Genomic DNA, 12,319 nt, shown 5'->3' with positions numbered 1-12,319 from the left:
AACCGGGGAGAGGAGCGCGGGAATGCGGGCGATCTGGAAAGGAGCGGTCTCGTTCGGCCTGGTGTCGATCGGGGTGAAGGTCTACTCGGCCACCGAGGAGAAGGACATCCGTTTCCACCAGGTGCACCGTGAGGACGGCGGCCGGATCCGCTACAAGCGCACCTGCTCGGTCTGCGGCGAGGAGGTCACCTACGACGACATCGCCAAGGGGTACGACATCGGCGGCGGTGAGATGGTCATCCTCACCGACTCCGACTTCGCCGACCTGCCGTTGAGCACCTCGCACGCGATCGACGTGCTGGAGTTCGTACCGGCCGAGCAGGTCGATCCGATCCTCTACAACAAGGCGTACTTCCTGGAGCCGGAGGGCTCGGCGACGAAGCCGTACGTGCTGCTGCGCGACGCGTTGTCCGACTCGGAGCGGGTGGCGATCGTCAAGGTGGCGTTGCGCCAGCGCGAGCAGCTGGCCACACTGCGGGTCCGCGAGGGCGTGCTGCTGCTCAACACCATGCTGTGGCCGGACGAGATCCGCCGGCCGGACTTCGGTTTCCTGGACGAGGACCTGAAGGTACGCCCGCCGGAGCTGGCGATGGCCAGTTCGCTCATCGACTCGATGGCCGGCGAGTTCGAGCCGGACGCGTTCACCGACGACTACCGGGCCGCGTTGCAGGAGGTCATCGACGCGAAGGTCGAGGGCCGCGAGGTGGTGCAGCCGGAGGAGGAAGAGGCGGCGCCGGCCGCCGCGGTGGACCTGATGGCCGCGCTGAAGGCGTCGGTGGAGCGGGCCCGGGCGGCCCGGGGCGAGGCGCCGTCCGGTGGCGGGGCCGAGCCGACGCCGATCTCGTCCGCCCGCTCGGCGAAGAAGGCCGCGAAGAAGGCGCCGGCGAAGAAGGCCGAACCGGCGAAGAAGACCGCGGCCAAGAAGACGCCCGCGAAGAAGACGGCCGCCAAGAAGGCCGAACCGGCCAAGAAGACGGCAGCCAAGAAGACCCCGGCGAAGAAGAAGAGCGCCTGACGCGTACGGCGAGGGCCCCGCCCCCGGTGGACGCGGGGCCCGCGCCGCTCAGCCGCGGCCGAGCTTCTCGGTCGGCGTGACGCGGACGATGACGCGCTCCTCGCCGGGGCGCCGCCACGGGTAGGTGTCCTGCCCGAGGTACTTCTTCGCCATCCGGTCGATGTGCTCGTCGGCGCCTTCGGTGACGAACTCCGCGGTGCCCTTCACCCAGAGGGTGCGGAAGTCGTCGGCCTTGTCGACCACCGACACCGCGACCACCGGGTTGCGGGCCATGTTGAGGTACTTCTGCCGGCCCTTGGCCGTGTTGAACACGATGTGCTCGCCGTCGGTGTCCACCCAGACCGGGGTGACGTGCGGGGTGCCGTCGGACTCGACCGTCGCCACGTGCGCGAGCTGCGGTTCGCCGAGCAGTGCCAGGTCTTCTTCAGTGAGGATCGCCATGGCCGGACCGTACCCCGGCGCGGCGCCCCCGTATCGGGCTTCGTGTCCGGATCGTGGCGGGCGTATGGGCACGCTGGGGCTCCGGGCGGGTACCGTGTGCGCTGGCCTCGGCGGCGGCCCGCCGGGGGCGCACCCACCCACCTGCAGGGAGTCGACGTGAGCGAGCGTGTGGAGAACCGGTCGGAGGGCCAGGCCGCCCCGGCCACCAAGGCAGGGCGGCGGCTGGCCGCCCAGCTGGCCGAGAAGAAGGCCGCCGAGGCGCGTCGCCGCCGGCAGTCGATGCTGGGCGCGGCGGTCGGCGTGCTCGCCGTGGTGGCCCTGGTCGGTGGCCTGGTCTGGCTGAACAGCGGGGACGACGACAAGGCGTCCACCGCCGGTTCCTCGGCGAGCCCCAGCGCCCCGGCCGAGCCGACCGCGATGCCCGCTCCGGAGCTGCCCGCCGGCATCGACCCGGCGCTGAAGACCAAGCCGACAGTCAAGGCCGGCACGGGTGAGCTGACAAAGCTGACCGTCACCACCCTGGTCAAGGGCACGGGCCCGGCGGTGAAGAAGGGCCAGGAGATCACCACCAACTACGTGGGCGTCACCTACAAGGACGGCAAGGAGTTCGACGCCTCCTGGAACAACGGCCAGCCGGCCACCTTCCCGATCGGCGTGGGCCAGGTCATCAAGGGCTGGGACCAGGGTCTGGTCGGGGTGCCGGTGGGCAGCCGGGTGCAGGTGGACCTGCCGGCCGAGCTGGGATACGGCACCAACCCGCCCCAGGGTTACCCGGCGGGAGCGCTGCGCTTCGTCGTGGACGTGCTGGCGGCGAAGTAGGCCGCGGGTCTCGCGGGATGCTGGTAGGCCCGGCATCCCGCGAGACGGCCGTCTCCGCGCCCGATCAGCTCCGGAAGTAGGAGTTGGTGGTCGCCTCGTTGTACGGCGTGTAGTTCCAGAGGTGGTAGATCTGGCCCATCTGGCCCCACTTCGAGCGGACGTAGTTCCCGGTGCCCACCCAGATTCCCGAGTGGTCGTCGCTGGAGTAGGAGATCCTCATGCCGGAGTACCACACCAGAGGCGTGTGCCAGAGCGTGTAGCTGCCGTCCTGCCAGTACTTGTCGTCGCCGGGGCTGTTCATCCAGCGGTCGTTCGACGTGGCGGTGGAATACCAGGCGTAGGAGTGGCAGTTGTACTTGCGCGACGCGCTCCGCTCACGCGTCGCCGACGGGTAGTTGGTGGCGACGTAGTTGTTGTAGGACGTGATCTGCGCGCTGGTCAGTTCGGAGGTCATGACGATGACAGAAACCGATGTGCCCCTCGGCGTGGAGACTGTGCTCGAGTAGTCCTGCGTGCTGAACCCGTCGGTCACCTCGTGGCGGGCGAGCGGCTCGGCCAGGTGCCGGCGAACCGCGTCCACGGTGGTGGCCGTGGCGTCCGGCACCAGCTGGACGGCTTCGCGCAGCAGCTGTGACTGCTTCCAGTTCCAGCCTTCCCGCACCCCGAGCGCCCGGCCGAGCAGGACCGCGGTGGGCTCCAGCCCGGCCTCGCCGTACACCTTCGCGTGGCTCTGTTTCACGGTGAACTTCTCCAGCCCGAGGCGCAGGAGCGATTCGAGTTGGCCCGCCGACATGGCGTCGAGCACCTGCGGTTGCGCGAGCAGACTCTCCAGCTTCCAGGCTTCGAGCGTCCGATCACCCGCCTGCAGTTCGGTGGCCGTCGACGGGATGGCGGCATCCAGCTTCCGGTAGCGGTTCAGCAGCACCGCGCCCGCGTCGGGGCGGGCCAGCAGCTCGCGGAGCCCGGTGAACCGGGAAGCCACCGTCTCCAGGCCCTGCTGGACGTTGTTGAATGCCAGCGCGTCGGGCAGCAGGGGGTAATCCAGCACCGCCGTGGCGAGTTGTTCCGTGCTCATGGCCGCGACTGTCGCACGAGGAATCTGGACGGCTTCCACCATCGCCTTGTGCGTCGTGAGGCTGCGCCATTCGGGCGTACCGCCCTTGATCGCGTATTGGAATGGCGGAGGTGCCGCACCCACCGATTGTGCGGGCATGAGCCCGGCCGCCACCACCACCGCAGCCCCCGAGAGAACTGCCCTTCTCGTCACCCGACTGAGTCTGCCCATCCCTGGTCCTTTCGGTCCTCGCCGGCATGCCGGCACACTGAAGTAACTCGGCGCATCCCTTCGGATGCATAGAGTGAGATGAATCTATCGTTGATCGTCGTTCCCCGCTGCCCCTCCGCTTCCGCCCGGTCACCACGGGCAGTAAGTTCATGCTCACCGCGGGCGGTCCGGCCGCTCGCGGTGATCTGCCCACCGACGCGGAGGTGCACGTGGCGGCGCTGGACGAGACCGGGGTGACCCGGCAGATGTGGACGCTCTACGAGCCGGTCCACGCGGTGACCTACTTCCACCCGCGCGCCCGGGCCGCGTTCGAGGCGGTCGGGCTGCGGGGCTACTGGCGCGGCTACTTCGCCGGCCGGGCCGCGCCGCTCGGGCCGGTCGACGCGCCGGCGGTCACCGCCGCCTTCTTCAGCTTCGCGCCGGCGATGGTGGCCCGTGCGCTGCCCTCGGTGTGGCGCCTGGCCACGCCGGAGGAGGCGCTGCGGGCCCGGCTCACCGGGGGTGTGCAGGCGCTCGCCGAGTTCACCTACGAGCTGCCCGAGTCGCACCTGGTCGAGGCGGCCGACCTGCTGGAGGAGGCGGCCAGCCGGGTGGAGGTCGCCGGCCGGGTGCTCGGCGCGGTGAACGCCGCGCTGCCCCGGGGCGAGTACCCGCTGGCCCGGCTCTGGCAGGCCGCCGCCACGCTGCGCGAGCACCGCGGCGACGGCCACGTGGCGGCGCTGGTGACAACCGGGCTGGAGCCGGCGGAGGTGGTGGCCTGGCGGTGCCGGGTCGACCAGTCCCGCGAGTTCCACCAGCCGGCCCGGGGCTGGACCGACGAGCAGTGGGCCGCCGCCGAGCGAGGCCTGGTGGACAAGGGCTGGCTGACCGGCGACCTGAGCCCCACGCCGCACGCCACGGAGACGTTCCGCGTGGTCGAGGAGGCCACCGACCGGGCCGCGGCGGGCCCGTGGCGGGCGCTGGGCGCGGAGCGTACCGCCCGGTTGCGGGAGCTGCTGGAACCGATCGCGACGCGCTGCCGCACGATCATCCCGCCCAAGGCCCCGATCGGTCTTCCGGCGCAGCGTTCGGCGGGAGTGACGCTGCCCCGGTGAGTCCGGCCGTCGGCTGGGGCAGGATGGTCCTCGTGGTGGACGCGGTGCTCTTCGACCTGGACGGCGTGATCGTGGACTCCGAGCCGGTCTGGGAGGAGGTCCGGCGGGCGTACGTGGCCGAGCACGGCGGCGCCTGGCAACCGGACACCCAGCGCCGGCTGATGGGCATGAGCACCGGTGAGTGGGCTGCCTACCTGAGCGGTGAGCTGGGCGTCGACAGGTCGGCCGAGCAGGTCGCCACCGAGGTGGTGACCGAGATGGCCCGGCGGTACGCGCAGCGCGTACCACTGATCGACGGCGCGGACGCGGTCGTGCGCCGCATGGCCGCGCGGTGGCCGCTGGGGCTGGCCAGCTCGTCGCCGACCCGGCTGATCGCGGCGGCGCTGGACGCGACGGGCCTGGCCGGCTCGTTCGGCGCGACGCTGTCGACCGAGGAGACGGCCCGGGGCAAGCCCGCGCCGGACGTGTGGCTGGCGGTGGCGCAGCGGCTGGGCGTCGACCCGGCCCGGTGCGTGGCGGTGGAGGACTCGTCGAACGGGGTCCGCTCTGCCGCGGCCGCCGGATGCCGGGTGGTGGCGGTGCCGCACGCGTCGTACCCGCTCGATCCGGACGCCGAGGCGCTCGCGGCCGTGCTGCTCCCCTCGATCGGCGCGCTCACGCCCGAGGTGGTGGCGGGGATCGACTGAACCACCCACCTGCCGCCACCACCCGGCCTACGGTCGGTGACATGAGGGCTGTGGTGTACGAGGGGCCGCACGAGGTGGCCGTCAACGAGGTCGACGACCCGCGGATCGAGGATCCGAACGACGTGGTCGTCCAGGTCACGACGACCGCCATCTGCGGTTCGGACCTGCACATGTACGAGGGACGGACGGCCGCCGAGCCGGGCATCGTGTTCGGCCACGAGAACATGGGCGTGATCGTCGAGACCGGGCCGGGCGTGACGAGCCTGCGCGTGGGTGACCGGGTCTCGATGCCGTTCAACGTGGCGTGCGGGTTCTGCCGCAACTGCCGGGAGCAGCGCACGGGGTTCTGCCTGACGGTGAACCCGGGCTTCGCCGGCGGCGCGTACGGCTACGTGTCGATGGGGCCGTACCGGGGTGGGCAGGCGGAGTACCTGCGGGTGCCGTTCGCCGACTTCAACTGCCTGAAGCTGCCGCCGGGAACCGAGCACGAGAACGACTACGCGATGCTCGCCGACATCTTCCCGACCGGCTACCACGGGGTGGCGATGACCGGGCTGCGGCCGGGCGAGAACCTGACGGTGATGGGCGGCGGGCCGGTCGGGCTGATGGCCGCGTACTCGGCGGTGCTGATCGGGGCGTCCGAGGTGTTCGTGGTGGACCGGGTGCCGGACCGGCTGCGGCTGGCCGAGTCGATCGGCGCCACAGCGATCGACTTCAGCGCTGGCGACCCGGTCGAGCAGATCCGGGACCGGACCGACGGGGTGGGGACCGATCACGGCGTGGACGCGGTGGGCTACCAGGCGTCCGCGCCCAGCGGCGAGGAGCAGCCGGCGCTGGTGCTGAACACGCTCGTGGAGGTGGTGCGCGCGACCGGGGCGATCGGCGTGGTCGGGCTCTACCTCTCGGCGGACCCGGGTGCCCCGGACGAGCACTCCGCCCGGGGTGAGCTGCTGTTCAAGGTGGGCAAGCTGTTCGAGAAGGGCCTGCGGATCGGCACCGGGCAGGCGAATGTGAAGACCTACAACGCGTACCTGCGGAACCTGATCACGGCGGGGCGGGCGACACCGAGCTTCGTGGTGAGCAAGGAACTGCCGCTGGACGCGGCGCCGGAGGCGTACCAGCGCTTCGACCGCCGCGAGCCGGGCTACTCGAAGGTCGTGCTCAAGCCGGCCGCCTGACGAGCCGTCGTACGGTGGCCGGGTGCGCCCGGGGCCGCATGTTCGGGCGGCTGCCGGGTAGCGCACCCGGAAGGACGGCGGAGGGACGGCGATGAAGGCGATCGTGTACGAGCGCAGCGGGGACGCCTCGGTGCTCCAGGTGGTCGAGCGGCCGGTGCCGGAGCCCGGTCCGGGCGAGGTGCTGGTGCGGATGGCCGTGTCGGGGGTGAACCCGACCGACTGGAAGGCCCGCGAGGCGTGGCCGCTGCCGGCCGGCTGGCAGATCCCGCACCAGGACGGCGCCGGGGTGGTCGAGGCGGTCGGCGAGGGCGTGGACCGGACGCTCGTCGGTGAGCGGGTCTGGGTGTGGGAGGCGGCCTGGCAGCGGCCGTGGGGCACCGCGGCCGAGTACACGGTGGTACCGGTCCGGCACGCGGTGCCGCTCGGTCCGGCCTCGTTCGACCTGGGCGCGGCGCTCGGCATCCCGTTCATGACCGCGCACCGCTGCCTGACCGCCGGTGAGTTCATGCCGGACAGGTTGCACGCCGGCGCGCTGAGCGACCACGTGGTGCTGGTGCAGGGCGGCGCGGGCGCGGTGGGCAACGCGGCGATCCAGCTCGCGAGCTGGGCCGACGCGTGTGTGATCAGCACTGTGAGCAGCCCGGAGAAGGCGCAGCTCGCGGCGGCGGCCGGCGCCGACTTCGTGATCAACTATCGCGAGCAGGACGTGGTCGAGGAGGTCCGCAAGGTCGCGCCCGACGGGGTGCACACGATCGTCGAGGTCTCCGCCGCCCGCAACGCCGCCGCCGACGTACGGATGCTGCGCACCGGCGGTGCGGTCTGCGTGTACGCCGACGACGGTGGCGACGAGATCACGTTGCCGATCCGGCCGCTGATGGGCCCGAACGCGCGCTGGCAGTTCGTGCTGATCTACACCGCGCCGAAGGTGGCGAAGGCGCAGGCGGTCACCGACATCGCGGCGGCGGTGGCGCAGGGCGCGATCCGGATCGGCGCGGAGGCCGGCCTGCCGCTGCACCGGTATCCGCTGACGGAGGCCGCCGCCGCGCAGCGGGCGGTGCAGGACAGCGTGGTGGGCAAGGTGCTGGTGAGCACCGCCGACGAGTAGGCGACCGGATTTCCCCGACAGCCGGACAGACGCGAACAAGTTTCGCAACAATGACGGTGCGGGTCACCCCGTAACGGACGGGCGGCCCCGGCGCGGTGCGAACGCCGGGGCCGCCCTCTGGGAGGAATGTCCGTTGGGAACGCGTCCTACCCGTGTAGGCGACGGTACGCCCCGAAGCGTTACGACGCGGTCAGTTCCCGCACGTCGAGCCCGCCGTCGGCGTACCGGGAGCGCACCACCTTCTTGTCGAACTTGCCGACGCTGGTCTTCGGCACCGCGTCGATGAAAGCCCAGCGCTCCGGCAACTGCCAGCGGGCCACCGAGCCGGCCAGGAAGTCACGCAGCTCCTCGGCGGTCACCGAGGCGCCCTCGCGGACCACCACCGTGGCCAGCGGACGCTCGTCCCAGCGCTCGTCCGGCACGCCCACCACGCACGCCTCCAGCACCGCCGGGTGGGCCATCAGGGCGTTCTCCAGCTCGACCGAGGAGATCCACTCCCCACCCGACTTGATCACGTCCTTGGCGCGGTCGGTCAGCGTGATGTAGCCGTCCGGCGAGAGCGTGCCGACGTCACCGGTACGCAGCCAGCCGTCCCGGAACTTCTCCTCCTCCGGGGCGTCGTCGCCGATGTACCGGGCGGTCACCCACGGCCCGCGTACCTCCAGCTCACCCACCGACGTCCCGTCGGCGGGCAGCGGCTCGCCCAGCGGGCCGACGATCCGCGCGGTCACGCCCGCCGGGACGCGGCCCTGCGTGTAGCGGTAGCGCCAGGCGTCCTCGCCGGTCGCGCCGGCCGGTGCCCGGGAGACCGATCCCAGCGGCGACATCTCGGTCATGCCCCAGGCGTGGATGACGTCGATGCCGTAGCGGTCGTGGAACGCGTGCATCAGCGCGGGCGGGCAGGCCGATCCGCCGACGATCACCTCCTTCAGCGAGGAGAGATCCACCTCGTGCGCGTCCAGGTAGGCCAGCAGATCGGTCCAGATGGTCGGCACCGCACCGGCCAGCGTCGGGCGCTCGGCGGCGATCATCGTGGCGATCGGCTCGGCCTGGAGGAACCGGTCCGGCATGATCAGCGACGCGCCGGAGAGGAACGCCGCGTACGGCAGGCCCCACGACATCGCGTGGAACATCGGCACGATCGCCAGCTCCCGATCGTTCGGGCCGAGCCCGAAGCCCTCCGGCATGCAGACCTGGAGCGAGTGCAGGTAGATCGAGCGGTGCGAGTAGGCGACGCCCTTGGGGTTGCCGGTGGTCCCCGAGGTGTAGCAGAGGGCGGCGGCGTCGCGCTCGTCCACCTCCGGCCAGTCGAAGTGGTCCGGGCGGTCGGCCAGCAACGCGTCCCAGTGGTGCACGGTGATCCGGGCACCGGCCGCGGCCAGCAGCGGTGCCGGGTCGCCGCCACCGACCACCACCACGTGCGCGACTGTCGTCATCTCGCCGATCACCCGGGCGAGCAGCGGGATGAGCGTGGTGTCGACGAGCACCACCCGGTCCTGCGCGTGGTTGGCGATGTAGGCGACCTGGTCGGGAAAGAGCCGGATGTTGAGGGTGTGCAGCACCGCGCCCATGCTCGGCACGGCGAAGTAGGCCACCAGGTGCTCGTTGTTGTTCCACATGAACGTGCCGACCCGCTCGTCGCCGGTCACCCCGCACTCGTCGCGCAGCGCGTGGGCCAGCCGGGCGGCGGCGCGGCCGACCTCCGCGTACGTCATCCGGCGGGGCTCGGCGCCGGTCCAGGTGACCACCTCCGCCGCGCCGTGCACGGTGGAGCCGTGTTCGAGGATCCGGGCGACCTGGAGAGGGGCATCCATCATCGTGCTACGCATGGGTGACAAAGTAGTGGCGGCGGTCACATCTGCGTAACCCCCGGAATCGCCGAGGCGGCAGCGAACGGTGCGTAGATTGTCCGGGTGAGCATCTCGTGGGCCGACTCGTACGTCGGGCAGCTCCGCGCCCTGGCCGGTGACCGCACCCTGATGTTCGTCGGCGCCCGCGCCGTGGTGCGCGACAACGCCGCCCGGGTGCTGCTGATCCAGCGCTCCGACAACGGCCAGTGGGCGTTGCCGGCCGGTGCCATGGAACTCGGCGAGTCGATCGCCGACTGCGCGGTCCGGGAGGTCCGCGAGGAGACCGGGCTGCGGGCGCTGCGGGTGAGCGCGTTCGCGCTCTACACCGGCCCTGATCGCACCCACACCAACATGTACGGGCACACGTACCAGGTCTTCACCACCGCGTTCCGGGTCGACGAGTGGGACGGCGAGCTGACCCGGTTCACCGACGAGACCACCGACGCCGGGTTCTTCCGCCCGGCGGACTTCCCGCACCCGCTGTCGTCGAGCGTGCCCGAGACGCTCGCCGACCTCGACGTGTTCGAGCAGACAAACCGCCTGATCCTCAAGTAGCCGCGGCTCAGAGCATCGTCTGCGACTTCGCCTCCATCTCGGCGGCGGCCTCCTCCTTCGACTCCTTGGCCAGCGGCTTGCCGCCGGGCGCGGGCGCCTTGCCGCCGATCGGGTCGGCGCCGCCGGTGGCGCCCTGCGGGCCGGTGCCGCGCAACTGGTGGTTCGGCATGGCCAGCGTGACCAGCACGGCGACCACCGCGATCAGCCCGGTGGTCAGGAAGACCAGGTGCAGCGACTCCACGAACGCGGCCTGGACGGCGGCGCGTACCGGAGCGGGAAGCGCGAGGATGGCGGCCGGATCGTTGATCGAGAAGTTCCCGCCGGCCGCCACCGCCGCCCGCTGCTCCGGCGGGAGCTGCGCCAGCGCGCCCGGCAGCCGCGCGGACATCTCGGCGGTGAGCCGGGACGACAGCACCGCGCCGAGGATGGCCACGCCGAACGAGCCGCCGAGCGACCGGAAGAACGTCGCCGACGAGGTGCCCGCGCCCAGGTCGCGGACGCTCACCGCGTTCTGCACGGCCAGGATCAGCGACTGCATGCACAGGCCCAGCCCGACGCCGATCACCACCATGTAGCCGAACGCGAGCCAGAGCGAGGTGTCCACCTGGAGCCGCTGGAACAGCAGCATGCCGGCCACGAGTACGGCCGCGCCGGCCACCGGGAACCACTTATACCTGCCGATCCGGCTCATCGCCCGGCCGGTGAGCACCGAGGTGACGATGACGCCGGCCATCATCGGCAGCATCAGCAGACCGCTGCGGGTCGGCGAGGCGCCCTTGACGATCTGGAGGTAGAGCGGGATGAAGATGATCGACCCGAACATCACCAGGCCGAGCACGAAACCCGCCCCGTTGGCGAGCGCGAACGTGGCGCTGCGGAACAGCCGCAGCGGCAGGATCGGCTCCCTGGTCCGGGCCTCCTGGACGACGAACAGCACGCCGAGCACCGCGCCCGCGGCGAACAGTCCGACGATCACGCCGGAGCCCCAGGCGTACTCGGCGCCGCCCCAGCTCAGCGCCAGCAGCAGGCAGCTCACGCCGGCCACCAGCAGCGCCGCGCCGATCCAGTCGACAGTGTGCTCCCGGCGCTCGAACGGCACCAGCCGCATCACGTGCCAGCAGACCACGATGGCGAGGATCGCCAGCGGCACGTTGATGTAGAAGATCCACCGCCAGTTGTTCTCCGCGAAGTAGCCGCCGACGAGCGGCCCGGCCACCGACGACACGCCGAACACCGCACCGAACAACCCCTGGTAGCGGCCACGCTCCCGGGGGGACACCACGTCCGAGATGATGGTGAACGCCAGCGTCATCAGGCCACCAGCGCCGAGGCCCTGCACGCCCCGCGTGACGATCAACTGGGTCATGTCCTGCGACAGCCCGGCCAACAGCGAGCCGAGTAGGAACATGCCGATCGAGAACAGGAAGACCGGCCGGCGTCCGTACAGGTCGGCCATCTTGCCGTACAGCGGCGTCGAGGCGGTCGACGCCAGCAGGTACGCGGTGACCACCCACGAGTAGTGGTTGATGCCGCCCAGCTCACCGACGATCGTCGGCAGCGCGGTACCGACGATGGTCTGGTCCAGCGCCGCCAGCAGCATGCCGGTCATCAGACCGAACATCAGCAGGCGGATCTGACGGGCGGGCAGCGCGGGACGGGCGGCTTGGGCGGTCATCCCGCTTCCTATCCCACCGGGGGCGGATCATGCCCCCGGTGGGCGTACGAGTTTTCAGCGGGCGGCGTGTCGCCCTTCGGCGAACTCCTCGACGATCTTGTCGCAGAACGCCGGCAGGTCGTCCGGCTTGCGGCTGCTGACCAGCCCGTTGTCGGTGACGACCTCCTTGTCGACCCAGTTCGCTCCGGCGTTCGTGAGGTCGGTGCGCAGGCTCGGCCAGGAGGTGATGGTGCGGCCCCGCACCACGTCCGCCTCGACGAGCGTCCACGGGCCGTGGCAGATCACGCCGACCGGCTTGCCGGCGTCGAAGAACGCCTTGACGAACCGGACCGCCTCCGGGTCCGTCCGCAGGAAGTCGGGGTTCGCCACGCCACCGGGCAGGACCAGGGCGTCGTACGCCCCGGCGTCCGCCTCCTTGGTGGTGACGTCGACCTGGTACTGCTTGCCGTGGTCGAGGTGGTTGAAGGCCTGGATCGTGCCGGACTCGATGGAGACCAGCTCGACCTGGGCGCCGGCGTTCTCCACCGCCTCCCGGGGCTTGGTGTACTCGACCTCCTCGACGCCGTCGGCGGCCAGGAAGGCGATGCGCTTGCCCTGAAGTGTCGCTGCCATGCTG

At 71.3% G+C, this 12,319-nt stretch carries 12 protein-coding genes; 7 read left to right on the top strand and 5 right to left on the bottom strand.

Annotation, left to right across the window (positions count from 1 at the left end):
* Positions 1–22 precede the first annotated feature (22 nt).
* Positions 23–1,015, top strand: a complete 993-nt coding sequence (locus ACGFIA_RS10435) for a Ku protein (RefSeq protein WP_357387548.1) — start codon at positions 23–25, stop codon at positions 1,013–1,015.
* A gap of 48 nt (positions 1,016–1,063) precedes the next feature.
* On the opposite strand, the gene ACGFIA_RS10430 is transcribed toward ACGFIA_RS10435, so the two are convergent.
* Positions 1,064–1,456: a PPOX class F420-dependent oxidoreductase gene (locus ACGFIA_RS10430; protein ID WP_281585313.1), complete on the bottom strand. Its 393-nt coding sequence runs from the start codon at positions 1,454–1,456 to the stop codon at positions 1,064–1,066.
* A gap of 156 nt (positions 1,457–1,612) precedes the next feature.
* Between ACGFIA_RS10430 and ACGFIA_RS10425 the strand changes: the two genes are divergently transcribed.
* A complete protein-coding gene (locus ACGFIA_RS10425; RefSeq protein WP_357387544.1) occupies positions 1,613–2,275 on the top strand; it encodes an FKBP-type peptidyl-prolyl cis-trans isomerase in 663 nt (220 codons plus the stop codon).
* Positions 2,276–2,339: 64 nt separating this feature from the next.
* On the opposite strand, the gene ACGFIA_RS10420 is transcribed toward ACGFIA_RS10425, so the two are convergent.
* Complete coding sequence (locus ACGFIA_RS10420) at positions 2,340–3,350, bottom strand: hypothetical protein (RefSeq protein WP_357387542.1); 1,011 nt, start codon at positions 3,348–3,350, stop codon at positions 2,340–2,342.
* Between the two features lie 455 nt (positions 3,351–3,805).
* Between ACGFIA_RS10420 and ACGFIA_RS10415 the strand changes: the two genes are divergently transcribed.
* From ACGFIA_RS10415 to ACGFIA_RS10400, 4 genes are all read left to right on the top strand, one after another.
* A complete protein-coding gene (locus ACGFIA_RS10415; protein WP_357387658.1) occupies positions 3,806–4,654 on the top strand; it encodes a hypothetical protein in 849 nt (282 codons plus the stop codon).
* Between the two features lie 23 nt (positions 4,655–4,677).
* Entirely contained in the window at positions 4,678–5,340 is a 663-nt protein-coding gene (locus ACGFIA_RS10410) for an HAD family phosphatase (RefSeq protein ID WP_357470025.1), read from the top strand.
* A gap of 41 nt (positions 5,341–5,381) precedes the next feature.
* On the top strand, positions 5,382–6,518 hold the full coding sequence (locus ACGFIA_RS10405) for a glutathione-independent formaldehyde dehydrogenase (protein WP_030274411.1): 1,137 nt from the start codon (positions 5,382–5,384) through the stop codon (positions 6,516–6,518).
* A gap of 91 nt (positions 6,519–6,609) precedes the next feature.
* Entirely contained in the window at positions 6,610–7,623 is a 1,014-nt protein-coding gene (locus tag ACGFIA_RS10400; protein WP_393259543.1) for an NADPH:quinone reductase, read from the top strand.
* 179 nt (positions 7,624–7,802) lie between these two features.
* Here the strand turns inward: ACGFIA_RS10400 and ACGFIA_RS10395 are convergent, their stop codons facing one another.
* Positions 7,803–9,437, bottom strand: a complete 1,635-nt coding sequence (locus tag ACGFIA_RS10395; protein ID WP_357470022.1) for a fatty acid--CoA ligase — start codon at positions 9,435–9,437, stop codon at positions 7,803–7,805.
* A gap of 99 nt (positions 9,438–9,536) precedes the next feature.
* Between ACGFIA_RS10395 and ACGFIA_RS10390 the strand changes: the two genes are divergently transcribed.
* Entirely contained in the window at positions 9,537–10,028 is a 492-nt protein-coding gene (locus tag ACGFIA_RS10390) for an NUDIX domain-containing protein (RefSeq protein ID WP_357387538.1), read from the top strand.
* Positions 10,029–10,035: 7 nt separating this feature from the next.
* Here ACGFIA_RS10390 and ACGFIA_RS10385 read toward each other — a convergent pair whose 3' ends face one another.
* A complete protein-coding gene (locus ACGFIA_RS10385; protein ID WP_357469793.1) occupies positions 10,036–11,703 on the bottom strand; it encodes an MDR family MFS transporter in 1,668 nt (555 codons plus the stop codon).
* 54 nt (positions 11,704–11,757) lie between these two features.
* Positions 11,758–12,315 carry a type 1 glutamine amidotransferase domain-containing protein gene (locus tag ACGFIA_RS10380; RefSeq protein ID WP_357387534.1) on the bottom strand — a complete coding sequence of 186 codons (558 nt, stop codon included), beginning with the start codon at positions 12,313–12,315 and terminating at the stop codon, positions 11,758–11,760.
* Positions 12,316–12,319: the final 4 nt, after the last annotated feature.

The sequence above is a fragment of the Micromonospora sp. NPDC049203 genome (assembly GCF_043197215.1).
In the GTDB taxonomy this organism is placed as follows: Bacteria; Actinomycetota; Actinomycetes; order Mycobacteriales; family Micromonosporaceae; genus Micromonospora.
This window is presented reverse-complemented; position numbering and strand designations above follow the sequence as displayed.